This window comes from Marinobacter halodurans (assembly GCF_004327985.1).
GTDB lineage: Bacteria > Pseudomonadota > Gammaproteobacteria > Pseudomonadales > Oleiphilaceae > Marinobacter_A > Marinobacter_A halodurans.
In genome coordinates this window covers 107,919-133,660 of the sequence record NZ_SJDL01000008.1, presented here as the reverse complement: position 1 = coordinate 133,660, position 25,742 = coordinate 107,919, and the positions used below count along the sequence as shown (strand labels likewise).

At 53.6% G+C, this 25,742-nt stretch carries 26 protein-coding genes; 11 read left to right on the top strand and 15 right to left on the bottom strand.

Translation table 11 applies throughout. The features are described 5' to 3' along the window. Positions 1-12: 12 nt before the first annotated feature. The gene (locus EZI54_RS07395; RefSeq protein ID WP_131480571.1) at positions 13-528 is read right to left on the bottom strand and encodes a thermonuclease family protein; all 516 of its coding nucleotides are present in this window, start codon (positions 526-528) and stop codon (positions 13-15) included. A 188-nt stretch (positions 529-716) separates the two neighbouring features. Between EZI54_RS07395 and EZI54_RS07390 the strand changes: the two genes are divergently transcribed. Continuing rightward, positions 717-1,754 carry a helix-hairpin-helix domain-containing protein gene (locus EZI54_RS07390; RefSeq protein WP_131480569.1) on the top strand — a complete coding sequence of 346 codons (1,038 nt, stop codon included), beginning with the start codon at positions 717-719 and terminating at the stop codon, positions 1,752-1,754. 3 nt (positions 1,755-1,757) lie between these two features. Here the strand turns inward: EZI54_RS07390 and EZI54_RS07385 are convergent, their stop codons facing one another. After that, positions 1,758-2,363 (bottom strand): hypothetical protein, encoded by a 606-nt coding sequence (locus tag EZI54_RS07385; protein ID WP_131480566.1) that lies wholly within the window; start codon positions 2,361-2,363, stop codon positions 1,758-1,760. A 186-nt stretch (positions 2,364-2,549) separates the two neighbouring features. Here EZI54_RS07385 and EZI54_RS07380 point away from each other — a divergent pair, with 186 nt between their 5' ends. Continuing rightward, positions 2,550-3,953 (top strand): hypothetical protein, encoded by a 1,404-nt coding sequence (locus tag EZI54_RS07380; RefSeq protein WP_131480565.1) that lies wholly within the window; start codon positions 2,550-2,552, stop codon positions 3,951-3,953. A 13-nt stretch (positions 3,954-3,966) separates the two neighbouring features. Continuing rightward, positions 3,967-5,010 (top strand): hypothetical protein, encoded by a 1,044-nt coding sequence (locus tag EZI54_RS07375; RefSeq protein WP_131480563.1) that lies wholly within the window; start codon positions 3,967-3,969, stop codon positions 5,008-5,010. 490 nt (positions 5,011-5,500) lie between these two features. Here the strand turns inward: EZI54_RS07375 and EZI54_RS07370 are convergent, their stop codons facing one another. Beyond that, entirely contained in the window at positions 5,501-6,898 is a 1,398-nt protein-coding gene (locus tag EZI54_RS07370; RefSeq protein WP_165495710.1) for a DNA cytosine methyltransferase, read from the bottom strand. A gap of 267 nt (positions 6,899-7,165) precedes the next feature. Here EZI54_RS07370 and EZI54_RS07365 point away from each other — a divergent pair, with 267 nt between their 5' ends. Beyond that, positions 7,166-7,807 (top strand): hypothetical protein, encoded by a 642-nt coding sequence (locus EZI54_RS07365; RefSeq protein WP_131480559.1) that lies wholly within the window; start codon positions 7,166-7,168, stop codon positions 7,805-7,807. 154 nt (positions 7,808-7,961) lie between these two features. Here the strand turns inward: EZI54_RS07365 and EZI54_RS07360 are convergent, their stop codons facing one another. From EZI54_RS07360 to EZI54_RS07335, 6 genes are all read right to left on the bottom strand, one after another. After that, on the bottom strand, positions 7,962-8,504 hold the full coding sequence (locus tag EZI54_RS07360; RefSeq protein WP_131480557.1) for a hypothetical protein: 543 nt from the start codon (positions 8,502-8,504) through the stop codon (positions 7,962-7,964). Positions 8,505-8,580: 76 nt separating this feature from the next. Further along, entirely contained in the window at positions 8,581-9,090 is a 510-nt protein-coding gene (locus EZI54_RS07355) for a JAB domain-containing protein (protein WP_131480555.1), read from the bottom strand. Positions 9,091-9,120: 30 nt separating this feature from the next. Next, on the bottom strand, positions 9,121-9,300 hold the full coding sequence (locus EZI54_RS07350) for a hypothetical protein (protein WP_131480553.1): 180 nt from the start codon (positions 9,298-9,300) through the stop codon (positions 9,121-9,123). A gap of 239 nt (positions 9,301-9,539) precedes the next feature. Next, positions 9,540-9,743, bottom strand: coding sequence for a helix-turn-helix domain-containing protein (locus EZI54_RS25410; protein ID WP_207389176.1), 204 nt, complete (start codon positions 9,741-9,743; stop codon positions 9,540-9,542). Positions 9,744-9,803: 60 nt separating this feature from the next. Further along, positions 9,804-10,841 (bottom strand): adenine nucleotide alpha hydrolase family protein, encoded by a 1,038-nt coding sequence (locus EZI54_RS07340; protein ID WP_131480549.1) that lies wholly within the window; start codon positions 10,839-10,841, stop codon positions 9,804-9,806. A 287-nt stretch (positions 10,842-11,128) separates the two neighbouring features. Then, positions 11,129-12,181 carry a phosphoadenosine phosphosulfate reductase domain-containing protein gene (locus tag EZI54_RS07335; protein ID WP_131480547.1) on the bottom strand — a complete coding sequence of 351 codons (1,053 nt, stop codon included), beginning with the start codon at positions 12,179-12,181 and terminating at the stop codon, positions 11,129-11,131. 408 nt (positions 12,182-12,589) lie between these two features. Here EZI54_RS07335 and EZI54_RS07330 point away from each other — a divergent pair, with 408 nt between their 5' ends. Next, complete coding sequence (locus EZI54_RS07330) at positions 12,590-13,294, top strand: hypothetical protein (protein WP_131480545.1); 705 nt, start codon at positions 12,590-12,592, stop codon at positions 13,292-13,294. Then, entirely contained in the window at positions 13,291-14,061 is a 771-nt protein-coding gene (locus EZI54_RS07325; RefSeq protein ID WP_131480543.1) for a YHYH domain-containing protein, read from the top strand. Before EZI54_RS07330 ends, EZI54_RS07325 begins: the two co-directional genes overlap by 4 nt. Before the next feature lie 30 nt (positions 14,062-14,091). Here EZI54_RS07325 and EZI54_RS07320 read toward each other — a convergent pair whose 3' ends face one another. The 3 genes from EZI54_RS07320 to EZI54_RS07310 all read right to left on the bottom strand — a co-directional run bounded on the left by EZI54_RS07320 (position 14,092) and on the right by EZI54_RS07310 (position 16,622). Beyond that, a complete protein-coding gene (locus EZI54_RS07320; RefSeq protein WP_131480541.1) occupies positions 14,092-14,556 on the bottom strand; it encodes a hypothetical protein in 465 nt (154 codons plus the stop codon). A gap of 61 nt (positions 14,557-14,617) precedes the next feature. Next, the gene (locus EZI54_RS07315; protein ID WP_131480539.1) at positions 14,618-15,016 is read right to left on the bottom strand and encodes a DUF805 domain-containing protein; all 399 of its coding nucleotides are present in this window, start codon (positions 15,014-15,016) and stop codon (positions 14,618-14,620) included. A 577-nt stretch (positions 15,017-15,593) separates the two neighbouring features. Next, positions 15,594-16,622, bottom strand: a complete 1,029-nt coding sequence (locus EZI54_RS07310; protein WP_131480537.1) for a hypothetical protein — start codon at positions 16,620-16,622, stop codon at positions 15,594-15,596. Between the two features lie 479 nt (positions 16,623-17,101). Between EZI54_RS07310 and EZI54_RS07305 the strand changes: the two genes are divergently transcribed. The 5 genes from EZI54_RS07305 (at position 17,102) to EZI54_RS07280 (ending at position 21,629) form a co-directional block, all read left to right on the top strand. Next, on the top strand, positions 17,102-17,605 hold the full coding sequence (locus EZI54_RS07305; RefSeq protein WP_242674374.1) for a DotD/TraH family lipoprotein: 504 nt from the start codon (positions 17,102-17,104) through the stop codon (positions 17,603-17,605). 16 nt (positions 17,606-17,621) lie between these two features. Next, positions 17,622-18,533, top strand: a complete 912-nt coding sequence (locus tag EZI54_RS07300) for a type IV secretory system conjugative DNA transfer family protein (protein WP_131480535.1) — start codon at positions 17,622-17,624, stop codon at positions 18,531-18,533. A gap of 3 nt (positions 18,534-18,536) precedes the next feature. Beyond that, a complete protein-coding gene (locus EZI54_RS07295) occupies positions 18,537-19,676 on the top strand; it encodes a type IV pilus twitching motility protein PilT (protein WP_131480533.1) in 1,140 nt (379 codons plus the stop codon). A 341-nt stretch (positions 19,677-20,017) separates the two neighbouring features. Next, complete coding sequence (gene parM / locus EZI54_RS07285) at positions 20,018-21,082, top strand: ParM/StbA family protein (protein ID WP_131480529.1); 1,065 nt, start codon at positions 20,018-20,020, stop codon at positions 21,080-21,082. A 7-nt stretch (positions 21,083-21,089) separates the two neighbouring features. Then, positions 21,090-21,629: a hypothetical protein gene (locus EZI54_RS07280; RefSeq protein ID WP_131480527.1), complete on the top strand. Its 540-nt coding sequence runs from the start codon at positions 21,090-21,092 to the stop codon at positions 21,627-21,629. Between the two features lie 94 nt (positions 21,630-21,723). Here EZI54_RS07280 and EZI54_RS07275 read toward each other — a convergent pair whose 3' ends face one another. The 3 genes from EZI54_RS07275 to EZI54_RS07265 all read right to left on the bottom strand — a co-directional run bounded on the left by EZI54_RS07275 (position 21,724) and on the right by EZI54_RS07265 (position 25,679). Then, a complete protein-coding gene (locus tag EZI54_RS07275; protein WP_131480526.1) occupies positions 21,724-22,389 on the bottom strand; it encodes a hypothetical protein in 666 nt (221 codons plus the stop codon). 180 nt (positions 22,390-22,569) lie between these two features. Continuing rightward, the gene (locus EZI54_RS07270) at positions 22,570-25,146 is read right to left on the bottom strand and encodes a DotA/TraY family protein (RefSeq protein ID WP_131480524.1); all 2,577 of its coding nucleotides are present in this window, start codon (positions 25,144-25,146) and stop codon (positions 22,570-22,572) included. Next, positions 25,143-25,679: a hypothetical protein gene (locus EZI54_RS07265; protein WP_131480522.1), complete on the bottom strand. Its 537-nt coding sequence runs from the start codon at positions 25,677-25,679 to the stop codon at positions 25,143-25,145. The genes EZI54_RS07270 and EZI54_RS07265 overlap by 4 nt, the downstream gene beginning before the upstream one ends. Positions 25,680-25,742: the final 63 nt, after the last annotated feature.

Here is a 25,742-nt window from a genome sequence, read left to right as displayed (position 1 = left end):
TGACTTGAGCGCTCACTTTTCGCGGTCCAGCCGGGTATACAGTTCGTGCAGGTAGGGATCGCGTCCATATTGGTCAATGTAGTCCGACAGATCGAGCTGGATCAGCCAAGCGCCCAGGTCCTGGTTGTTCTGACTGATATGGCAGATCACTCGCTTGTAGTAGCCCAGGTCGTAGCACTTATAGCCAACCCTGGCTCCTTGAAGTTTGCTGGCAACAATTGCGCTGGCACGGCGACCCTCAGCTGTATTTTTGGAGGCATCAGGGTGTTTTGATTCGGCAGTGTCTATCGATCCGAGTCTGACACGGATTGATGAGGATTCAGGCTGCATATACTGGTGTTCATTTGCGCCAACGGATTGGTAGATCGCATTGAATTTCTGCTGGCTGTCCAGTTGCAGGTCATAGGTGTCGCCGTCAACAACGTTAATAACGGTTGCCGTTCCTGATACAGGGGCGCTTGGAGACAAAGCGAATGCTGGGACCGGGGTTATAATAAGTGCAATAAATAGTGTGATGATGTGCTTCATAATTTTCTCCAGATATAAACGCTTGATAGTTCGAATTACATAAAATAGATATTTTTATTGGCTCGTAATAAAGGTAACGCGTAACGCGTTTTTTGTCAATCATGAAGCGGAAGTTTTCGGTGCCGTGAAACCTGCCGTGCTGGTGGTTTTTTAACCGGTACAATGGCCTGAGTCATCGAGGATTGGATATGGTTGATATTAACAGTTGGAGACACCCTGAAACGGGAAGGTTGCGCCTCTACCTGGGGCGATCTCTGAAAGAGGAGATTATTGGTCAGGCCGGACTTGATCTGGATTCGTTGGCTTTGAGTGTTTGGCTCCAGGAGTCAAATAAAGGGCCGCATCAATGGTCCCTGCTTGCCTTCAGGAAGCAGGGCGCGTTGGCTGGCAGTGTCTATGCGTCTCTGAAGCGGGAAGTGTTGAAATGTCTTGGTGTGGAAGCGTCTTGGGATTGGGAATCTGTTTGCCGTCAGCTAGATCAAGCGGAGCCCGGTGACGATACCGCGCCCCGGCCAGCTGCGGGACGAAAGCCGCCCCGTATTGATGATCCTATCCGGGTTACGATTGGCCCGGCACTCCATAACGACATCGGTAAGGCGCTGTCGAGCCATGAGCGAGTAGAGGTTCGAGAGAATCCAGAGCTGAAGGTTGACCTGAGTTATTTCAATTCTCGTGGCGACGAGTTGGTAATCAGACGTCTGCTGGCGGTCCAGGATGGAAATGCTGACGATCTTATTGAAGGTCAGGGCCTGCTTTTTGAAGCGACGGAGGCATTGAATTTTCAGGCCGCGAACACCGACCACAGGGTGATGGCCGTTGTCCTGATCCAATGCAATGTGTACGACATGCTTTCTTCGCAGATGACCAGGCGCCAGATCGACGGCGCTATAAGCTTTGTCACCGCCGTTGATCAAGTGTCAGTGTTTCCATGTGAGTCGGACGAGCGCGCGGTAGAGCTTATTTGGCAATTACTTGGACATTTCCAGCGAAGTGCAATTGTCAGATCTGAAACCCGGCCGGTGATTACTTTGCTCGATGAAAAGTGCGCTCTCCTGCAGACCATTCCCGGTATTAGCCGGTCACTCGCCGAGGCGATCCTTTATCGGTTTGGAACGATACAGGCCCTGGCAAACGCGCTGCCTTCAGAGATTGAGACTGTTGACGGTATTGGGCGGAGGCGAGCCCGAGCTATTGCGAGGGTGCTGCAACATGGGCTGGCGCTCTAAGGGCTACTCCATGCCCGCCAGCTTGACTCGGGTGTCGAACATGGTAATTGGGGTGATCTCAACAATGGCGTCCGGATTGGTGACGACAGCGGCCTGAGTCCAGCCGGTGGTAGTCTGAATCGGAAAGCCGATGACATTGAGCTTGTTGTAAGGCTCAATTTTGATCAATTCATCGAGCAGCTCCATATGAGGCGATGCTTTTCGCGGGAAATCATCTTGCGGGAGCCCTCTAAGGGCAAGCAGACGTTTCCAGTGTTCCGCAATGTCGTCCAGGACAGCCTGTTTTGCCCGATCAGGCACTTTGAGGAAATGGAGCAGGTCAAAGGTGTCAAAGCTTTGCTTCCGGTTGACCCACTGCCCAACGTTCACTTTCACGTCGACAATGCAGAGTTCTTCATCGCGTTCATGAGCCTGCATCAAAGCGCGGCCAAGAACACCTTGCGTGCGCCGGGTTCCATATAACAAAGTCTGTCCGCAGGTAGGGAGCGTAGTGTTGCTGTCCAGAGAGAAATCGGCCTGAGAAATCACTACCTCTTCTGGTGGTCGCTGACCTTTATAGGTAAAAAAAGTCTTCAGCGCGACCAGCGACGCGGGCGGTTTTTGTTCCATTGTGTCGTTGACCAATCGGTATAAAAAGTTTTGCGTACTTTAGCACAACACGATCCGAGAGGGTCCCAATTAGATAATTTTTGACAAAATAACCGCGTGTTTAACCGCCTGTGCCTGTTACCCGCCATTCTGTCATCATATGCATCTGATAAACTCACCTCACCAGTCGGATAACGGGGCATAGCAATGGCCGAACACCATATTGTTTTACAGCCAATTGACGGGTCAATCATCCAAAGATTGTACGCGCGATTGGAGGAGCAGTTTGCCAGTGGCGAGGGCATTAGAGGGTCGATCAAAGGCGTTGACCTGGCGATGCTGATGAATGTGCCGCCGACTCGTTTGAGCAGTCTGAAAAAGGCACAACCAGGTGGACTCCCGGAAGATGAACAGGATTCGACTCGCAGAACGATTAAGCCGAGTCAGGCCGTGCTGACCCGTTTGTTATTGCGGTATCCCCATTATGCGCCGCTGATTCCTATGCCTGATGCGAGAGAGGTATGGCGGCATGTGAAACCACTGATATCGACTGAATATTTCCCGGAATCGCGACGTGAAGCCAGTCAGATCATGTTTGCCCCGCTGTTTGGCCGTTCCTATCCCGCCAGCTATAAGCTTCTCTCTGGTGATGATGAGTCTGCGGGGACCGCCAGCGATCCGCCCAGCAACGTCCTTCGCCTTTTCACGCTCGTTATGGAAAAGCTGGCGGTGGTGTTCCGGGAAAGCCTGTTGCAGTACCTGGAGGAACATGCACCCGCCTCAGTCACTGAACAAGCGCGGAGACGAATGCCGCGAAATTGGCTGGCACTCAATGAAGAAGAGGATTTGATTCGGGACCTGGTGCCGAGTGCCTATCAGCAGACTTTCCGTATGCAGGTGCATGAGCGGAAAAAGGGGTGGTTTGAGCTTTATTTACAGGTACTCAGCGATGAAGCCGTATCCCGGAATCTGATTGAGCGCGATGCGATCACCCGGGGAGGCTGGCGGAACAATGATGAGTTGGCGCCTGAAAGCCTGTTTGACTTCAATATTCGGCAGCGCCCAATTGTTGGGGGAAGCGAGGATATCTTTCAAAGCCTGCGCAATATGGGTGGTGTGGATCTACTCAATCCGGATGCTGACGTCTCAGACGAACCAATGACCTCTGCCGAGTTTTTCTGGCTGATCGGCTTGAATGCGAAAGCCTACTACAGCATGTTGAGCCACAAGAAACGGCGGATCGATCCTACCAGTTCAATCCTGATGCGCTATCTCTATCGATACCCGCGGGACATTTCGACGTTCATCTCGGCACCGCCGCTTGGGCGAAAAGTTCTTGAGCGAATTCGAGAAATAGACCCGTCATTTCGGACCTCGCACCTGGGGCCCTTATTCGGTGGATCCTATGTCAGTTCGTATCACTTCGCCAACTCAAACCACTGCCCCTACGACTTGCGGCGCCTGGTCGGCATTTTCATGGACCAGGTGGACAGTCACCCCGAGATTTATCAGCAGATCAAGCAATGCGCTGAGGAAGAAGCTTTTGCTCGCGGCGTAGACCGGCAAACGTTCTGGCGTGAAGCACGGTGGTATCCAAAAGAGGCTAAGTAGGGAGGAAGGGGCCGTGGATGATGCAGCACAAATGGTGTTGCCGTTGTCTGACCTGGTTTCGGACTGGCGGGACACGATCACTGATGCTCAGCGAGAAGACGACGACCTGCAAATGCACTGTAAGCGTTTGCTGGTAGATCTGGTGAGCGCTTTTCAGTCACTCCGGGAAGCGGGCGATCAGGCATATGCCTGCATACTCAACGATGAAGACCTGCCCGCCAAATACTTGGAGCCTCACCCCGTTGTAGGTTACGCGGCCCGCCTGCGGGCAGCCCAAGCGGTTACAGAATGGTATTTTCAACCTGGCCAAGCGGCGACTGAAACCACCATTCATATGGCGGCTATCGCGACAAGCGAACGCACGCGCCAGGCAATTGCCCAGCTTAATGAAGCGAAGTCCGCTTTTCAGGACGTGGTTGCCCAGCTTCGCCGGAGCATCCATGTTGAACGTCATGAGCGCGGAGAGCTATACCGGTTGCTGAGCTTCGCCCTCGAGCGTCGGCCCAAGGTTTTACGGGATAACGCGATAGGAGAAGTGGTGCGCGACATTCTACATCCGCGTTTGAGCTTGCGTCAGGCAGGTAGGGCTATCCCCCTTGTGGACAGATTGCCCACATCGATTCGCTGGCGTTGGGTCAGTGATCGAGCCAGCGACAGAATTACCCCGGCCCAAGCGCTGGCACTCCTGGAGAAGAAAGTCGACAACCCTTACGTTGAAAGGGATCGCCAGCAGTTATTGGCCCTGGATCCAGGCGAGCCGCTTTCCATCGTCAAGAATTCGGTCAGTCAATTGCGCATATCCTTGGTTATCTCTCCCAGAGCGGAAGATGACACCCCGTATCTGTATGTGAAAAGTCGAATGCCGCTGTTTTATGCCGGCGACGACCCGGGCGCATTTCGGTCAGCTCCTCAGTTAATCAAGGTTCCAGAAAATGCGCCGCGCTTTGAGAGGATCAAGAAGTTGGAAGATGAGCCATTCCTGAAGACGCTCCCGGTATATCGATATCGGTCGGTGGCTGACAGTGAAGATGGTATGACCCGGGAGGCAAAGTCTTGACCGGTCCCGGGCACGGCCCGCTTCCAGATCCAGTTGAGCACCTGAAGCATGCCCACCTTGCATCCGCCTCAGATCTGAAGCTGGCCTCATGGATTTGGTTGCGGCCAAGATGTTTGCGATGTCAGAACGACATCATGGCAACAGCCGTGCAAGTGAGCGTCCAAGAAGGTGAGATCGTAGCAAGCGTTTTCTGTGATCGTTGCCAACAAATATCGCTTTTCGCTTGCCGGTATACCGGGCGTGGCTGGCGGCTTGTGAGTTTTTGGCGTCCCCAGGGCAGGGCGCTACCTCGCTCGTGGCAATTCAAGGGGATCAGCGGAATTCTGCGTCTGTGGCTATGGCGTTCCCGCCAACAGTTTGAATGAGGGCGCTGTGGCGCCCTAAAGACAAAGCCTATACAGGGAGGGGTGTTTTTCCCGGTGCGGTGTGAATATAGAGACCGCCCGGCTGGAATGGCGCGGGCGGAGTGATACCGGGAAAGGCTGCGGCTCTAGGCCGCAGCAATGTAAGAAGGCTCAGGAACAGAGGTCGGGGCGGGGCAGGCGCGGTGAAGCGCCTGTGCAATGCTGAAGCCAACCGCTTCGAAAACTGGAAAGACAATGCTTTGGCCGAGGATTTCGTGAGCGATCGTCTTCGGCGTTCCGGTGGCCTCGATGTAACCGGCCGGTACCCCTTTGATGCGAGCGTGTTCAACTGGTGTGAACAGGCGGGACAGATCCGGGTTGCTCGGGTGGCGCAGGAAGGGATCGGTGCTTCGTCCTTTCTGGTACTGGCGGGTGATGGTAGGAACCGTTTCAGAATCACCTGTCACCAGCTGGCGGCGGAAACCCTTGCCAGCCTTGATGTCTCGCGCTTCTTTAGTTACCAAGTGTTCGTACTTGTCCCAGAGGTTGTCGTCTTCCCCAATGGGCTCCAGCGCCTCCGCCAGCGTGGCCGGCTTGACCTTCAGGGGGGCGACTTCAAAGCCGTCCATCAGCTCGTAAAGACCGCTGGACACCGCAACGACAACCAGACGATTTCTGTTCTCAAGTGCGCCATACTCGCAGCCGTTCAGGACCATTTCACACAGCTCGTATCCCCAGTTTTTGAGCATGGAGCGGATCACCGCCATGCTTGCAGTGTTCTGGTAGGCGGGGACATTCTCAAGGATGCTGATTGCAGGCTGAAGTCTCTGAATCCACTGGAGAGTAGCGAAGAACATTGCCCCGGCCGCTTCGTGTGACTCGGCGTGTTCCAGCTTGCCTTTGCTGCGGCCACTCAGGGACGCCCCGGTGCAGGGAATGCCCGCTTCCAAGATGTCTGCTGTGGCTTTCTCCGGCAGGTCTACGTCTTCCAGAGGACCAACTGCGAGGATCGTCCTCTCAGTGAATAGCTCCGGATTCGCGCTCAGGCTCGCATCGAGATAGCGCCCCTCCAGTTCAGAGGCAAAGACCGTCGTGGATTGGATGCCAGCGGCCGCCAGCCCCATGTGAATGGCCTTTGAGAGAATTCCGCCACCATGGAACAGGCTTGCGACGTTCAAGGGCTCACCGCGAAGCAGGCGGCCCAGAACCCGTGCTTCCCGCGCGTAAGTCTTAACGCTCTGGGTTGCGCGGCGGATCACGATCTTGCCGCGGCGGATGACGGCTTTAATCTTGGTGCCCACTTCGTACAGGTCACCAACCATTTTGTTGAGGATGTCGATCACCGGCTGTCCAGTGCGAGCCTTGCGGGAGACCCGGTGTGTCCCGGTATTGTGGTCAATGGTCAGGATGATCTTGCCATCCAGCGTGGAGCGCTTGTACTCCGTGTTAACCTCAAAGCCACCACGGGTGAGGTAGTCGCCTTGCAGCCAGATGCGGGCGGTATTCTTGTTGGCCCCGACTTGTGTTGCAACGATGATGGTCATGTAACTACTCCCTGAATATGTTTGGACATTTCTTATTGTTGGGTTCATATTAACGCGTAACGCCTTACGCGTCAAGCTATAAAGGACTGTATGTCACTAATTTCTAAGTTTTTTTCTGATATTTTCCCGTCCATTGAAAGTGTCCAGAGCTGGCATAGTCGGGCACTGGATTCTGTCCCGGTACCGGGCTGTCAGGAGTACGCTGTCTTGGCTGGAGTGAACTGGGCTGGGTGGTTGGCGGGTGCCCGGGTCGTACCGGTAGGCGGTATGGACGACGCGTTTTGGGAGAGTGTGAGGCGAGACCTTTCGGCGCTGGTGTTGCGCGATAAGGCGAGGCATGAACACGTGGCGCTGGCGGATGTCGTCAGCATGAGATCGTGCAAGACGACATGGGAAAAGACCTTCCGGTGGTCACTGCGGGATTTCGGCTCATCTCTGGTCTGTGACGGCTGGGTCACAGGCGATCGGGACACGATGATAGATTCGGTGACCCGACAAGAGCACCCGTCAATCACCAACGATGACTGGAGAGACGGTGTTCATTGGGAGAACGTCAACGGCGGCCATCGAATAGCCGCCAGCCGTTATCTTGAGGACCAGAGTGACCGTCCGCTGGCTTTTCCTGCAGATGTGGTGCATCGCACCTTATCGCGCACGGCCGCCAGCCGTCTGGGCGAAAAGGTGGCCATCGTTGTCAGTGACGATATCAATCAGCTGAAGTCGTTTGCGGTGAGGCTGGCGGGCGCCGGCATTGGGTGCGCACACGTTGAATCTAGCGAGCATGGGTATCTTCCGGTTATGGCGGCGGCCATTGCAGTCGATGTGCGCTCCCGTGCCGTGCATCTCTGGCTATCCCGGGCGCTGGGTCGTGATACTTCGCAGCTGATAATTGACGCTTCTGAGTTCTGAGGTGGGCTGGCTCGATACCGCTCATGGGCGTTGCGGCTAAGCGCCTCCTACAAGGCCGTGATGATTGGCTCCAGGATTGCCAAGACGCAGATTACGACCAGTGCTGTTGCCCGGATCCGCCATTGTTGGGATGTCAGCGTGAAGGGGAGCCGGTTCATTTGGTGGCTCCCGCCAACTTTGTTTGCCCTGCAGGGCTCCCCGGCTTTTTGATCGCCCTGTGGCTGGCCGTCATAGCTGCCGCTGCCGACAACCCGTGTTTGTCGACCTGGTTTACCAGGGCAATCATGAGAGCCATCTGGTGTCCATGGTCACCCGGGCGGTAGGCGCGCGGGATGAGCGGCCGCAGCCTGTCGAGAAAGTCGTAAACAGCTTCTGGACCCGAGTGTTCCAGCCGGGTGAACCACTGATCGATGGTTTCGTCTTTGTTCTTGCCCACCAGGTGGTGATCGGTGTCCACGATAATCGGCAGCAACACGTTTAAAGTTTGCTCCAGTGCGCTGGCGGTAAAGCCTTGCGCCAGGTTGCGCGCCCAGTCTCGACCAATGTGAGCGCTCGTGTTGTCGAGTAGTTGCGTTATGGCTTCCATATCCATTTTTCCATTCAGGGCAGCCCGTTCCCATTGAATGGCGAGTGAGACCAGTAAGTGCTGTCCTTCGCTCTGGCTTGTTTGGCCGAGGGCTGTTTTGGGGTGTGTCATAGCTTGATCCTGCGCAGTTTCTTGTGCCGGGAAAGTGATAGCGGAGGCCCGGTCATTGGCCGGGCCTTGTGACCGCTTAAACCTCACCTCTTGCGGCCATCGATGCGGTGTCACCATTTGCGGCAACGATGTGATCAATGACCTTTACGCCGACGGGGTTCAGAGCTTCTGCGAGAGTCTGTGTGATAACTCTGTCGGCACTTGATGGCGTTGGGTCACCGGCTGGGTGGTTGTGAAACAGAATGGCGGCGCCGGCGTTGAGGCTCAGGGCGCTTCGAACGACTTCGCGCGCATGGACTGAAGCGGAGTCAATTGTTCCAAAAAATAGTTCTTCGACCTCAATAACTCGATGGCGATTTGTCAGCCACAGGACGCCAAATACTTCCCGGTTGTAGTTGGCAGTTCTCGCGGCAACGTAGCGCCTTGCTGATTCGTACTCGGTGATCATTATCCCTTTGGTCTTCATGCGACGCTCCAGGATAGCGGTAGCCTTTTCGAGAATGCGGTTTTCCTCCGCTGTCTGCGGGTCAACTTGGCCAGTTGGATAGGCACTGGTGGAGACTGGCGTCTGGCGATATGCGGTCATTGTGATAACTCCCTCGATGCTGGGGTTGAGTTACTGGCTTTTGCTTGGGCGGTAAGGGGTCAGTTGGTCCCGGTGGACGACCCGTGAGCTACCGTCGAAGGCAGGGTTGCCCATGTCGATGACTACCTGGACGCGGTTGTCAGCCATCTCCTTCACGATCCGGACAATAAAGATGCCACCCATGCCGGAGCTTATTTTGTAGTAGGTCATAACGGGTTTCCTCGTTTATTAAGAAGTATCTATTCTATAAATAAGGATGGTAAGGCGTAAGGCGTAAGGCGTCAATACCAAGCGCAGAAATAAAGCTTTCTGGAGTGGCTGGTGACAGATTCGTGGGTTTGTGGCCGGTCTATTTCTTAGGTTTCCCGCAGCGGGTGACCGTTGCGGGGTTAGTCTTACGATAAATCCTGATGGCTATGAAGGGCGCCCTGTGTCGCCCTGGGCCGTATTCAGTCTTCAGGAAGGTGAGAGCCCGGGTCGCTTTCCAGGTACAGGCAGGCAAGCTTTGTACGGCGATCAACGTGGCATGGTTCTCCGGTGGCAAATCGCGTGCCTCGCTCCAGTTCCTGGTAGCCCTTTAGTGTCAGCCCCAGCTGGCGGGCTGCCTCACGTTGCGACCACTTCATCCTTGCCCGCCATTGTTTAATGTTCATCATTCCTCCAGTGTCTGTAAGGGGTCTGGCGGATCCCCTGCAGGGTAGCAGGGGGCCAGCTCAATACGCGGTGGCCACGCAATGGCCATGTGAGTATCGATATTCTGCGATCGCTGCATCCGTCCAGGACTCATGAAGTTTCCGTGCTTCGGCGATCTTTTCCGGCAGCGGTGTCGTTCCGAACACGCCGTAGTTCTTGTTCTTGGTCTTGGGCTGGCCGTTCCGGTCCAGCTTCACTTCTCCGTTACTGTCAGTGACGATGACGGCATTCTTATCGGCGTGTTTGGCCAGCTTTGCCGCTTCCAGGTCTACCCAGTCAGAAAGCGAAGCAGCGTCGAATCGACGAAGGTACTCCAGTTCGGTCAGGCTCAGGAATGGGCACGCCTTGCAGTTTGACGGGATTACCGTCATTCCTTTGTCGTGCAGCAATTTCTGGCACGCGGCGCGGTCCATACCCAAGTCCACAAGCGGGTAAACCGGTTGAATGGAGTCCCGGTACCAGCGGTGCTGGCTCTTTGCCGGGTCGGCCATTCGTGACTCTTCGCCGGCCGCGATGCCCAGAATCATTCGAATCCGTCCGTAGCGGGCGGCAAACTCTCTGAAGCCTCTTTTCTTGTGGCAGCGGACACCATAACGCTCCGCCAGCCAGTGCTCGAGGAACCGATAAATAGGCTGGAGCTTGAGCCGGTCGGTACAGGTCTTCGGGTAGGCCTTGCTGCCAATGGTGCCTTTGCTGCGGTAGAAATGGCGCAATGACTGCCAGCTATCGCTGTGGAAGCCACGATCGGCTGTTATGAACTGAAATTCAACACCAGCTTTATCGCAGCGAACTTGTACGTCGCGAACATGCTCATACGTTTTGTCGAATTCGTCCCCTGTATCGGACATAACGACAAGGAAGTCGTTCGGCGCATATTGCTCCCGAAATGCCGGGTCATCCAGGTAGAGCTCAAGGAGGGCTGAGCTATCCTGTCCGGCGCCAAAAGAGAGAACTGTCAGTTTCGCTTCCGCTTCCTCGTTTGGTGCAAAAAGATCAGTGGTCGTATGTGCCAGGTCGCTGGCGGCGAGGTTACTGTGTTGTTGGGTTGTCAGTGTCATCGCTCCCTCCGGGTGACTACCATAATAAGTCAATGGGGTTACGATACGCTGACTACCATAAGTAGTCAATAACGGCCGTGGGTTTATCTTGCCTGCTCGGCATTAGCCAGATGGTTTCGGGGTGTTCGCGGGGAGGGATAAAAAACCCCAGCCGGAGCTGGGGTTGAACATACCCAGGGAGCGGGTATTAACAAACCAACCTTTCCACGAGCAGGTTATCACAGCCATTGGGCTCATGATGCCGGTGGTCAGGTAGGCCCCGGCCCAGCCGGGGCATTCCAATTTTCTCAGGTTGGCCCGGCGTCCTCGCCGAATGCGCCTGCCGGGAGTTCCCAGTCAGCGGGATCGATGAGGATTGGGGCGTTGTACTCGGTGTTCATTGCCAGTGCCGCCAGCTCGTTCGTAATGGCGTTGTACGGCTTTCCAGCGGATGCTTGCTCGCGAACACTCATGGTGCGATGGATCGTGCAGTTGAATTCTTCCTCGTAGTTGGCGACGGCCTCAAAGCCTTCCTCGTCGATGAGCTGGATACTGGCCCACTGGTTCTTTGAACCGAAAATGCATCGCATACATGAAAGGCGACTCCACCCCATTCGGTACGCAGGGTGCGGGACCACGCCATGGCGCTGGATGATCGCCCAGACTTCTTCTTCGCTCCAGCCGTGCACAGGTCTGTAGTGATCCACGTGGCGGCCCAAGCGCTTGCTGTTTCTCCGATCGCACCGATGGGGTTCGAACTTGAGGTAGTTGGCGCGGTTCCCGGACTCCTGGGCCCGCTCGCCGGTGACGAACAGGGTGCGACTGTGGTGAAGGCGGTCCTGGTTGTTCAGGGCCATGCTGGCAACTTCTATCTTGGCTGCCCCGCTACACCAGCGAGTTTTCAGGTCAGCGGCCTGCTGGGGGAAGCGCCGGCGTGTTGAAATGGAACCGCGGATACCGCCGCCTGTTTTGAGTTCGATACCTTGTCCATCGTGTGATGGGCATTCGAACGAAATTGGCTTGGAGCGATCGTTTTCTTTCAGCATCTCGGTTTCCAGTCCGCCTTGGCGCCAGCTCATGTAGATGTTGATTCCAAAAGCCTTTGCCAACGCCTGCTCGTAGGCTTCAGTTACTGGCCAGTCAAACAGGGTGGAGCCCTCCCGGCCGTCCGGCAGGTGGTGCCAGAACTCGATTTTCTCGCGGGGAACTCCCATCTCAAGCAGGTGGAGAAAGCACGCTAGAGAGTCTTTGCCGGACATCGCAACGATGATGGTGTCGTAACTGAACAGATCAGGCAGGCCATGCTTGTCCCTGGGATCCGGTGCGTCAGTAATGTCGAAAAGGGCGATCTGGCTGTTCATGGCTCACTCCATTCAGGCGAGGTTGCTAACCGTTTATGGTGGAAATAATAACGCGTAACGCGTTATGCGTCAACCATGAGCCATGCTCAACAGTATGAAAAATAAAGGAAAATATTATTTGTCGGATTTGTGCGATTATTGCTTTGGGCCCCCACTGTTGTTTGTGACGTGAGCTGATATCCCTGGTTTTGCTGGTAGGATTGTGCTGCTGGCGGTGCCTTCCTGGTCGACGACCTTTCGGAGCGCGTTCGCCATATCGCCAGGCTTTTCGGCTATTCATATCTAGGCGACTCTGTTTATCTGGAGGCCAACAGGTTGTGAGGTGATATCTGCCTTCACAGGGGTACCTGTGCCGTTAAACTGGCGCGCCTTGTTAGATTTATTTATGCAGTAATCGGGAATTATTTAATGGGTATTCGTTTCTATAACAAAGGGGAGCACGCTGGCGGTTTTGTCGGGTTTCGTGTGTCCAGAAGCGTTGATGGGAAGCCTCGACAGGAATACTTCAAGGTCACTGACACGGATCCGGAGAGCATTAACTACAAGCGAGGCAAGCTTGAGGCCTATCGGTTAGCGCTGGCCTGGGAGGAGGAAGCCCAGGAAAAGGAGTATCAGCGCTTTGTTAATGAAGACAGCCCGCAAACTACCCCAGAGCGTGCTTCCGGCGTTCATAGGCTGACCCTCGGTTTCGTCCAGGATAAACGGAAAAACTGGGTGCCAGCATTTATTGTGACTGGCGGTAGCGACAGAGCAGTAGAAGGGCGTGTGCGCCGCATCTACCGGGTGTTCACTATGCAGAGTTCAGGTCTCAAGGAGGCCTGGTCCAAGGCAGTTCATTTCTGGGCTGAAGTCCACGACATTCACGAAGCCGATCGCCGGCGAGTTTTGATCAATTCGCCCGACCCAACAAAGTTTAAGGAGTTGCGACGCTTCGAATGCGAGGTTAACGGTAAGGATATCCCGGTGGAGGCAATTAGAGCCGCATTCAAAGAGCAGAGGGATGCGATCAGGATGGAGCGGTTAGCCACCAGCGCGCATAAAGCGATCGGGGAGAGGCCGTCGACAACCGCGGCGGATATATACGCCTGGTTCGAGCAGGAGTCTCGCTCGTGACTAACGTGTTCAACAAAAATGTGTGCAGCTCGATAGTCGCTGGATTTCTTTCGGCCGCTGTCTCGGCTGGCGCCTTAGCTCATGGAGGCGGCCTTGATAGCCATGGTTGCCATCGTGACTCTTCTGCCGGCAATTATCATTGCCACCATGGACCGCTGGCGGGGCAATCCTTTCCTTCCAAGGCTGTTGCCCTCAAGGTGTTGAGCGGCAGCGCCAATAAATCAGGGGCGACCCTAATATCAGGCGGTAATCAACCCAATAAAAAAGGGCTGCCCCATTCCTACGATCGAAGTCAGTATCTGAGTAGCTGGCTTGATACAGACGGCGACTGCAGGGACACCCGGGAGGAGGTGCTGGTCCGTCAAAGTCTTGTTCCGGTTACCTTCAAAACGAATCGAAAATGCGATGTGGTTCGTGGTGAATGGCGTGACCCATATTCCGGCAAAACGTTCACCAACCCATCGAGGCTTGATATCGACCATTTGGTACCGCTGGCGGAAGTAGATCGTTCTGGAGGCTCCGAATGGTCTACTCGGCGGAAACATGAATATGCCAATGATACGAGGCACCGCTGGACGCTGATCGCCGTCTACTTGGGGGAAAACCGATCAAAAGGTGGGAGCGATCCGGCTAACTGGATGCCCAGAAACTCGAAGTTTGCCTGCGAATACCTAGAGAGGTGGGTCACCGTTAAAAATCAATGGCATCTTTCAATGGATCAGAGGGAGCTGGAGTTTATTCAGGAAGGCCTTAGTAAATGTCCGTGACGTTTCGAAAGGAGGAAGCGGCAAGCCCGGCTATTGGTGGTCAAACATGGAGAGTTGGTCGCCCGCGCTGGCGGACTTGTTCACCCCCTCTTGGTACTCGATGACTTCAGAGCATGAAACGCCGGGACCGCTGGGCAGGCTACCGGTAATTTCAGGTTGATTATCAGCGAAAACTTCCTGGACGGCCGCAATCGGATAATCGTTGTCCGCTATGTCATTGCTGCCAACCGGCGATGCTGATTCATCCAATGGTGTGATCGTCAAAATGAGAGGGCCATGACTCTCATCGAAAGCATTGAGAACTTTGGCTCTCAGATCTTCTATGGCTGCTTCCTTCGATGGGCCGCTGCCGGTTGCCCCGAACCAGGTCATGGGTACTAATATCCACCAGTCGGCCGCCTCGATTACATTAACGACACCCGATTTAAAGGGGGCGTATCCGCCGTGTAGCTGTTCGGGATCTGCGCTGAAGAAGTGGACGACCAGCTGAGCCATCTATCCGGTTACCTTTCTATAATTCTGCCAACTCGATAATCCATCCGGCAGGCCGATTGAGTCAATGCGCCGGCCCATTTGCCACTGAACCGTAATCACCGCTTAGCGTCGACATATAGCGATCCCCTTCTAAGTGGTAAGGGCTATCCATGCGATGTCTGCGGAGGCAAAGAATAAGCACCAGGATGCCCCCAGCTATTGGAATCAGTGACAGGATCTGCCACCAACCGGATAGCCCTGAGTCATGAAGCCGGCGAGCGACGATCGCCATATGCGGTAGCAACATGAAGAGGGTGAATCCCGTGCTGACGATGATACCCGTTCCAGAAAGGTCATCAACTGTGCCGGCAGCAATGGACAGCCCAGCAAACTGAAGTATGTAACACCAGAAGCTCTTTCTGGATTCGCTGCCCTTGAAGTTGGCATAGTTTGAAATCGCTTTTCCGTAACTCTTGAACATGGCTTGCTCCAAAAACGGCGTTGTCCCCCCTGATGGGGTAATGGCTGGTTTCTATTCTACGGAAATGGGCTGGCGTTGAATGGCCGTGGCCACGTGGGGCGGCTGAAGATCTGCATAGGATGCCATCAAAAGGTGAAGGATGACGTGGGCATTTCCGGCAGACGAAAAAAAGCCCCAGGAGACCGGGGCTGAATGAGGTAATTAAAGCGTAAATATGGAGTTATCCACGTCCCAATAGTGGTCACGTATTATCATATTGTCAATACTAAGCTAAATAGAAACGCCCTTTCGCTTTATCTGGTAACCCTATCGGCTCATCAATGGCAACCTTTGCCCCTTGGGGGCGCGCTATCTCGATCCTGCCGTCAATCAGATCTATGAGTGGCCACGTTGCCTTAAAGGACAGCCTTCAACGTTCTGGATACCGCTGCATCCGCCTGTTGTGGGCAATCGATTATCGATCATCCTGGAAACTACGAAATCTCTATTTGATACCAGGAGCATGATATTGGCAGCCTTTTGTCTTTGAATGATGACTCTGCATCCGCCTTTATTCAGCAGCCAGCCGTTTTGATGGTTAGCCCGATTTTGGAGTTGGATCCGTCTGATTCAGAATGGCTTCCTGTTCCTGCTGGCGGCTTGCAAGAAACTCCTTCAGGTGCTCTTTGACCTTGCCCTCGTCGTCCTTGCTAATCCGGGCTAGGGGATAGCGCATCTTGCGTTCGCAATAAATATCGCCTTCAGAGTAATGACGAAGGTTGCCATCGGATGTATGCCCCAGGGCGCCGGCGACCTGCTTCTTGCTTCGGTTGTCCCGCAGAGCTTCTACGGCAAACAACTTTCGTGCTGAGGCCAGCTCAAGTTCTTCTAACAGGCTTTCCTCTTCCGGCCCCTCAACTGCATAAGCTGCGACTCGCCGAAGACCATTCGACAGATAACCCAACTGAACAGCTGACATGGGCCGTACCGTCTCAATGGCCATCTCAATCATTCCAAGCTGGGCCTGCTCGAAGTCTTCCAATATTAGGTTCCTCACGCGCGGTGTTTCGCCGGCCTTCACCTTGCCGGTTTGCACTCTGAGAGTAGGGTGGTCCGATTGTAGTTGGTCGTTCTCCCGCGGTCCGAATAGCTGGGTCTTCCACCATTCTGTGGGGCGAACCCCCGTCATGAGAGTGGCCGAAAATACAACGAAGCCATTCCTCATTGGTTCGGTGACTGAAGGCTGATCATTCAGGACGCTCTGCATCCGCCATATAAACCGTTCATCAATCATTCTACTGATCCCAACCTTCACAGACTTCTTGGCGACCCTATTCCTAGTGTCGATGATCTGCTTTTCCAGTTCTGCTTCGAGGACGCTCAGCTCCGGGTAGCTCCCGGCCATCTTGTGGAGCTTCTTCAGTTCATTCCGCAGCGTCTCTCTGCTGGCGTTGCTCTGTCGGCGAGCCATCCATCCCGCAAAATACCTTTGAACCTCGGGCTCCCGCATAAGACTCGCAACATACGTCTCTGCAACAAAGGACCTCAATAGTTGACCACAGCGAACGGTATCCCCCTCGTATTCGTCAGGTTGTGCGTCTGGGTTGGCCTCGATTTGGATTTTCATTTTGGGTGTTTCTCCCGAATGCTTCCCGTTTTAGCACTAGGTTTTTTTCTCCTAGTTGCTCAGGGGGTGTTGTATTTAAAAACGCGATAGATTGACGCTCTTCGAGCGTTAGGTTTTAAAAAATCTGAATGACTGATACTTTAACACCAAAATTTATCGTTTAAATATCGTTATCCCGAATAAGCTATTTTATGTTTCACCGGCTCGTTTCCTCTTCCATCCGGATGAGCAGTCTTGCTCAATTGGTCCGTTCGGAAAGCCCTTCGGGCCCCTGAAAACAACGCTTCCCAACAAAACATTAATGCCTTGCCATAGCGCCTCAGTGTCTTCACGCCGTTATGCCAAATAGCCACGACGGCAGCGTTGCCAGCCTGCCACAGTGGCTCTTTGGCTTTGTGGCGAGCTGTGCAGTGCCGTTCACCGCCTCTATCTATTGATAAAATCGCGTATGTGATCCCATACCTAAAAAGGAGTGTTGAGTGTCTAATCGTAAATCCAGCCGGCTTTCAGGTTTATTCCTGGCTGGCGCATGTGCAGCAGCGATGACCGGGTGCGCCTCTGAGCCCAAGACTGTGGTGAAGGTTGACCCTGGCATCGTGAAACTCTCCGAAGCAGCCGATCAAATTGCCGAGTCGTATCGAGTGCTTTCTTACGCTGAGTCAGCCAGAAACACGAAGAACGGTGCAGCTGACCCTGGACAACGTTATGACCCCGAGGATTTCCCGCCTGAATGGCGCAAGGAGTGGGTTCTGTCGGAACCCTACTACGGTGAGCTGGAGCCGTTTTTACGTGGCCTGTCTCGATTGGCGGGATATGACGAGCCACAGATTATCGGCAAGCGTCCGGTCAACCCGGTCATCATTTCGATGAACAAGTCTCGGCGCGCACTTGCAGACTTCCTGGTCGATGCCTCTTACCAATCACGAAACCGCGCAAACATTACGGTGAGTGAAGGCAACAACCGTCTCCGGATCGCCTACTAAAAAGGAGAGCGTTTCAATGGATGCCCCTAATTTGGACGTATGGATAGAGGCACAACAGCCTCCCGTGCTTCAGCAGATGGAAGCATTGAGAGCTGGTGATGACTTTATTCCAAGGCCTCCTGAAAAGCAGGGATCATCAGATGCGCCCCAAAATGATGGCGAAGCCTCCGGATCGGCAAATCTGACCGGTGGCCATATTCGATTCGATGCCATTCGGGAAGCGGCATTTTCCTATGCGGCCCAAACAGCACTGGCCTGGCGGTATGAGCAGCTTCGCAAGCTGACACAAAGTCAGGAGGGGACGATTGATGTGATCGCTTCATTTGCACCATTTGTCGTTGACGATCACATGCTTTTGCCTTCGATCACACGTGTGAAGAATCGATTCGACCTTTCCAGTGATAAGGATCAATTGAGGTCAGTTGATGTGCAGTATCAGGTAGCTGAAGAACCAAGGGCGATCACGCAGCCTCCAACATGGCGAGACTATCTATGGCGGGACTTCCCCTATCCAGATAAGCCGCACCCGGCTTTGATGCCGGAAACGGCCTCTGAGATCAAAATTTGGGAAAGCGCGATCGCGGCCGGATGGAAAGCCGGGTTGCGCCAGGCTGAGAACTCCTGGGAAAACAACCTGAATAAGTTGGTCCGCGATATCAGGGGGCGTATCACCTACCGAATCCTTGAGAGCCGCAATGTCGTGCGTCCTCCGCAAATGGTCGCTGGCATCCCTCAAATGACAACCGCGGACGGTGGGAAGATTCTGAATGCCGGCGAGGTAATCCACTCCATTACCGTGCCGATGAGCTTCAATGATCAATCCCAGTGGGGCGCGCTTTGGCTGCCGCCAGCCTCAGCTCAGCCGCAATTTGAAGATCCTGACAATCAAAGCCCTGTTGCTGGCGAGCCAGTTTTCAAGAAGGAATAATGCATGAGCGAAGAAGACGTTCCGCATATCGATGATTCACATCCGCTCACAAAGCCGAAGCTCACCAATATTTTGATCGCTCTCTATGAGTGGGGGATCGATGACGTCTTGATTCAGGACGACGAGTTTCTTGCAGTGAAGCGAAAGAACCGGCTAATCACGGTGGGATCACGCCCGCTCGAATTGGAAACGGTTCAGCAAGTTCTGGACACCATGCACCGTCCAACGTCATCAGCAACGATCCAGGAAGGCACCGATTTCGATTTCACGTATTCGGTGCAAAAGGATCGAGTAACGGCCTATCGCTTTCGGGTGAATGCTACCGGGGCGCTCGGGATGTATGGGAATCCAATTGGCCTGGATATCACCATGCGAAGAATAGCTCAGGTTCCGCCGACCCTGGATGCTCTCAATGTTCCAGCAGCTCTTGCAGACAACCTGTATCCGAATAGCGGGATTGTGATTATTGCTGGTGAGACCGGATCGGGTAAAACCACCAAGCTGGGCGCAATAATTCGAGAACTGCTTACCCAGGACGAGGGGAAGCGAATCGTCTCATACGAGAGTCCCATCGAGTTTGATTTTCGTGCCATACCCAATCGAACTGGGCGTATTGGCCAATCGGATCCGCACCAGCACATTAAAGGTTACCCACGTGCCGGTGCGAATGCGCTTCGGAGAAACCCGGACGTGATTTTGCTCGGTGAGGCTCGGGATTACGAGACAATCCAAGGTGCTGTTAACAATGCCGAAACAGGGCATTCGGTATACACCACAGTTCACGTCGGTTCCGTGGCAGAAACATTCACCCGAATGATCAACGTTTTTCCCGCTGATGAAAGGATGCGGGCTCTTTCCGGATTGATCGGGTCTACGCGAGTGTTGGTTTACCAGGAGCTGCTTTCAACGCTCGACGGCGGACGGGTGGCAGCCCGTGAATTTCTTGTCCTTAACGACAAGATGCGGACAAAACTCTACGCAACTCCAGAGGACCAGATAACGCCAGTATTGAAAGACATGGTGCGGAAGTACGGGCAGCCCATCATCGACGATATTAGATCCTATTATGAGCAGGGCTTGCTGCCAAAGCGTCTCCTTGATCAGTACGAGGCAGAATTTGGTGAGCAAGGGGAGGCTGCCTGATGCATCTTTCTCTCGTGACTGGCTCTCAGGGTGAGCCGATTGTTTGGGCTCATCGTTCACAGCCGGCGACGGTGTTGGGCGTGTTATCAGTTTTTGGTGTTGCTCCATTCCTATTCTGGCTCATGTTCCCCTATGGCAGCGTCTTTTTCATTCTCATGGCAAACCTGATTCTGGACGTTATCAAGATTCGGATGAGGGTGGTTCGGTGGACTGACTTGCTCCGTCGCATCCGATTCTTTGTTAACGCGGGTTATTGGAAGATCACGTCTCGAAACCGTCTTCGCCAGGCACGGCGCAGTGTCGCCACGTTCCCTGGTGATCCAATTTTGTAAGGAGTAATCATGAGCAATCAGAAAATCTTTAACTACGTCGATGACAATGGTTTCTACAATCACAAGATTGCGTTCTTTGATCGCAACAACAACATCCAGTGCCTGAAGTATCGCACTCAGATCGGCACCTCACAGGAAGCGCAGACCAGCATGGATGGCGAATTGGCCAATATGTATGAGGTCGAGGATGGCGCCCGGTTCGTCTGCGATGAGGCGGTTCAACGGCCGATCGATATCCGTTCGGCGGACTATGCCAAAAGTGTTGAAAATCGGGTCCTGGTGAACCACGGACTTGCCAAAGCTGGTTGTGACGGTACTAAAGTGCGGCTCTCAACTTCTTTGCCATTTCGCGATTATTTTCTGTCTGACGGAACGCGAAATCATGCGCTCATCGAAGCTCAGGCTGAGAATATGAAGCATTCGGTGTATCGGGCCCACAGCAAAGGCCGAGACGAGAAACCCATTGCAGAAGTTCATAGCTCTCGTGTTTTTTGTGAGGGAGTCTGCGCGATGATGGACTTCATCATTGGCGATGACGGTACTCCTGTTTACGAGGAAGACGAGATCATGGCGCCGATGGCTGTGCTGGATTTCGGTGGCAGTACATTCGACGTGGTGGGAATTTCGCAGACATTCAACATCCTCCAAGATAGTTCCGGCACTCTCGAGCGTGGAACGCTGGATATGCGAGAATCCTTGGCGAACAAGTTGGGCGAGTATTTTAAGAGCGAGGGTGTACCCATTGAAAAACCGCCCCACTGGATGATCGACCAGGCGATGGCAACGGATCAGGTGAAGACGTTTGTCCGCGGCGAGAAAAAGGTCTTCAATGTTCGGGAGATTCGCCGTGCAGCTGCAGAACCGGTTGTTGGTGAAATCAAACGCTTTGTGCGTGCGAAGCTCGGCGATCTGGGTAGCTATCAGTTTGTCCTTCTGGTGGGTGGTGGTGCTTTGTTGTGTCAGGATCTTTTTGAGGATTGGACCGAAGAGTTTGGCCTGATTGTCCGTGACGAGTTTGCCAATGCGCGCGGAATGTTGAAGCACGCAACTTATCTGGATTCAGTTGACGGATAATACAGTCATGGCGAAATCAGAAACGACTCGTAATCGCCTTCAATTGTATTGGGATCATTCGGACCCCACTCAGCACTACACCTGTATGGTGCTGGAGCATTTGAAGGCGTTGCCGGCCCGCCAGAAGAACGAGTGGCTTTGCGAGGCGGTGACGAACCAATTGGCTCGCTTCCTTGAAGATGATCCCAAAGGAATGTCCCCATCTCTTCAGTCAGCCCATCACTTTGCCAGGCTTCTGGCAAAGGATCTGGGAATATCGCTCTCGGCTAACGCTCAAGAAGTACCGGCGATTGAGTCTAGCCCCGCTCCACGTTCCGAGCCTGTTCGGCATGTTCGAGAGAATAAAGCTGGGGAGTCATCTGATAATAACAATTCCGATGCGCGCCGCTCTGAAGGGCCTCACCCTACTGAGGAATCGGAAGGGAATGATCAGCGCCCAGCCCGCGCTGATACAGAACAGAAAGAATCTTCTTCTAGCGCCGATGAGCAAGAGAGCGCCGTAAAGAACACGGCCCTGGGAGCCAAATTACGCGGCATGATGGCATAGAGTGTCACGGGGCGGGGCTCGCTCCGTGACACTGATCTGTGCAACGAAAAAAGGCACCCCTTGAGGTGCCTTAAAGATAGAGGGTTATGGTCAATCAGAGCTTGGGAGTCCCGTATTTGCTGACCATTTCCCAGTAGTAGTCTTGGTACTTCCGATCGTTGAACGTTCCGTTGTTGCTGTTGTAATAGTGGTTGTTCAAATCTTCCTTCCGAATTGAGACGCCCAGGCTAGAGCCCAGAATGAATTTTTTGAGCTCATCCCCTTGCAGGTTGCGGCGCTTGGCTTCGCGCAGCTGGCGGAACCAGTAACGGCGGCGTCCGAACTCGAAATACTTGCCTCGTTTGTCTCCCTTGGCGCGCAGAGCCAGAACCTTGATCACATGAACGATGCTCCGGATCAAGTAAATGGGATAGATCACCAGCAGTAAAATTGGCAGCAGAAAGAACCCCAGTACAGAATGCGCGTAGCCATTGTGCAGGTTGGGGTGGAGTTTACCCCACATCTGAGACCCCGGAGTGGTTGCGATCACCATGATCTGGTTGATGGACCAGAACCCTACCGTCACAGGCATAAAAAGTGCGTAGGGGACCATCAGGATGACCAGAAAAATCGCAATCAATTTAGAAATGAATTGTGTAGCCAGGGCAAGAGCCACCGGTACCGCGATCCAGACGAGAACTGCTTTGTGAGACTCAAAGGCTGTAACGTCGCCGTTTGAAGTGTACTGGGCCATGCCCTGGACTGATTTTGCGAATGCCATAATTACCTCCATCTTTTTTTATAGTATGGACGACCATGCGGCGAACGTCAATACCGATTCACATTTTCTGACAATCTGCAAGAGATGGTGGTAAGAAATCACTCGCATTATGGCGCAAACAAGTTTGTGCAGACCAAAAAAAACCGCCCGGGTAGGGCGGCTTTGGGTTTCAGTAGAGTATCATTGGTAGGAGTTATCGTCCTTGTTCTTCCTCCTATCGCTATCCTTCCGCTCCTGTTTATTCTCCTTTGTCTTGCCTTCACCCTTGTTGAGCACGCCGACAATACCCGAACGAGTTGCGTTCTCCGTCATGCCCTCTTGGTAGCTCTGGCGCTGGCCAATCCAGGAAATGGCGCGATCATTCAACTCCATCATGAGGCTGAAAATTCTCATCAGGATTTGATAAGTCGCGAATGCGACAAGCACGAGCCCAGCTACGGATGACACGATTCCAAAAGCGTATCCGTCTGTCGCATTAATAAACCCGATCATCAGGAAGTCGATCATGAACGTTGAGGTAATGTCTGTGACCTTCAGTCCTATGACGAACCCAATCACCATGAGCGCTGGGTAAAGAAGGATGCTTAGGAAATGCACAAAACCTTGTCGTGCGGTCTGAGGGGCAATGGCCTTCTGTCCCATATCACCAACGAACAACACGCCCCAAACGGGTACAACGATGACCGACTCGACTGTGTAGATCAGCCAGGAGACAAGTTGTGTCAGCCATTGAATCATGATGATTCCTGGCAAATAGAACGCGAGGAATAGCCCTGGAATGATCAGCAATGCCATGTAGCTGATAAGGTCTTTGGCGACTAACAACAGTGGATGCAGCATGTAGCTGCCCATAACAGTATGCATGATACCGCCCAGTGCAGTATCTGAGGCCATTTTCCCAGCCCAGCTTCCGCCCGACACTGCGAGCATCCCCGCATTAATTACACCGGACTCGATTGTGTCCATTACGCCGGCGTTCTGATTGTATTTCGCAGCCCCCATCAAACCTTCAAACGCTTTGTCGGCCATATAACCGACCTCACCCACATCGGTAATGAAATGACCGAGGTTGATTAGGCCGATCAAGGCGTTATCGCTGGTTTTGAGAGAGCCAACAATAAACGGAAAAACCTTGTCCCGGAAAAAGTTAATGAAAAAATTTGTGACTACGTTGCCGTCCGACGACTCTTCCGTACCAGCATTGCGCAATGTAGTGATTAGGTCGTCTTGAAAATCGTTCGTAGCCTGGTCAAAGGCAAGTTTCTTCTGCTCAAGATCATCGGCACCGGAATTGGGTACAAGAGGATCTTTGGCAATTTCGCGAGCAACAGCCTCGTGGTATCTGGCCATACGGTTGGCCAACCGATACCGCAAGGAGGGGTCGTCCATCATCATGTTGCTGATCGAGCTGGGTCGGCCTTGCGCAAGGACTGGCGTCATTTGGACGTCGACAGCCTCATTGACACGATTGGAGGTGTAGCTGAATTGCATCCAGTATAGCCCAACACCGGGCCAGCCCACCTTGTCTAAAGCGTCCGCCCAATTCTCGCCATCTTCGTCCCTCTGATTGTTCCGGGCACTTGCGTAATAGGAATACACCTGGCGTGCGGAGTCTTTGTAGAGCTGTACGGTCATCTTCGCTGCTTTGTTGATGTAGTTGTCTTCCTGTTTTTTGAGCAGCTCGGACAATGCTTTGATTTTTTCGGGGTCTGCCGATCGCGTTGCTTCGATATGCTGGCGTAAATCAAACAACAAGTTTTGAGCGATCGCTGTTGGGCCATTGTGATTGGTGGCCATTCGCTGCGCGTATCGACTCAGCTGGGCGTTGGCGCTGCTTGCGATGTCAAGGATCTGATTGTTGGTCCCGCTGTTATTAAAGTCATTCAGAGAGTCGAGCGACCATTCAGGCATTTCGGCATCGTTCCCTTGGAACAAACTGTCGACGGTTTGATCGCTTTGCTCTGTGTCACCTCTGTCGCTCGCTCCAAAGGCCGTTCTGTATGACACGGAAAGCCCCCCGCAAAAGGGCTTGTTTTCCCCGCCAGGCAAACTGTAGTTGTCACCAGGGTCACGGACATAATTCAGGACAGTCTGAGTATCAAATTCATCCAAGGGGAATACGGCGTAGGGGTTGTCGGCGGAACTGCCAAGGGATTTTGTGGTAACGGTTAACGGGGTGCCGCCCTCTGCTGCTACGGGCTCGCCCAGTTGCTCAATAGTCTCCCGACACAGGGCAGAGCTGATCAGAGCGTTTACAGCTGGCTTCATGCTCGGATTAGTAACCGGCGTGATGGAACCATTCGTTTTGAAGAAGTTGGTGAGCCTCTGAGCAACGATGTTCCCAAGCGTGTTGGATTGCTCCGCAACCCATATTGCTGCATGTTGCCCAGCGCTATAACCGGAAGGTGTGGGCATTATCAGAAACACAGCGAGAGCAATGTGAATAGGCGCCCATGTCATCGAAACAGGCGATTCATCAACATCTTTGGCCTGCGCGACCACGAGAAGGTGCTGCGTTGATTTGGTGATGATGAGTATGGCGGCAATGAGCATCGACATCATGCCAATTGGCTCGCTCACTGTGCCTATAAGACCTGGTTGGCTCGGCGGAGCTCCGATGGAGCCAGATTCAAATAGAGCCGCGATCAACCAAGCTCCAAAGCCTTGGGTGGGATCCTGAGTTGCAGAGAAGGCCGACCCAGAGAATGCGAGCAACAGTGGGACTGCTAGAAAACGGAGGTATTGATTCGACTTCATACTGAACCACTCCCTTTTCGGCGCCGGTTCAGGTACCGCTTGATTTGAATAAAGGCTATGGCGGTGTAGATGACAGAACAGATAACCAGCAGGCCAAATGTGAATGCCAGGCCAATGTGATTAACTGGACTCATGTCGGCCGGAAAAGGATTGCTTGAGATAAGAGTGGCTACGCCGGCCAGCAAAGCGACGCTAACGATGAAACTCCACACTGCATCCCATGGAAATCCTCGAGCACGCACCGACTTTTCGGAAAATAAAGCCTGTTTTAGACGCCGGCCACCTTCGGCACTAAAGAGCTGACGCCACACCTTGGGGTGACGCACCCTAATTCTTTTGCTGTCTTTTTTGATAACGTCGAAGGCACTGGCAACTGAAATGACCTTGATGGTCCCTTTCAAGAACCTTCCCGCCAACGATCGTTTTCGAGGCTGCTGATCCTCCCTGTTCGGGGAGGCGCTGGAATCAGCCTGGCTATTCGGTTGGCCTTCTTGCGTGGCGCTATCATCCGGGGTTTTTCTGGGTTCAGTCATGGGCTCAGCCTGTGCACCTTGTCTTTCTCCTATTTAGCTTGTGTTAGTCTAACCTATAATTTG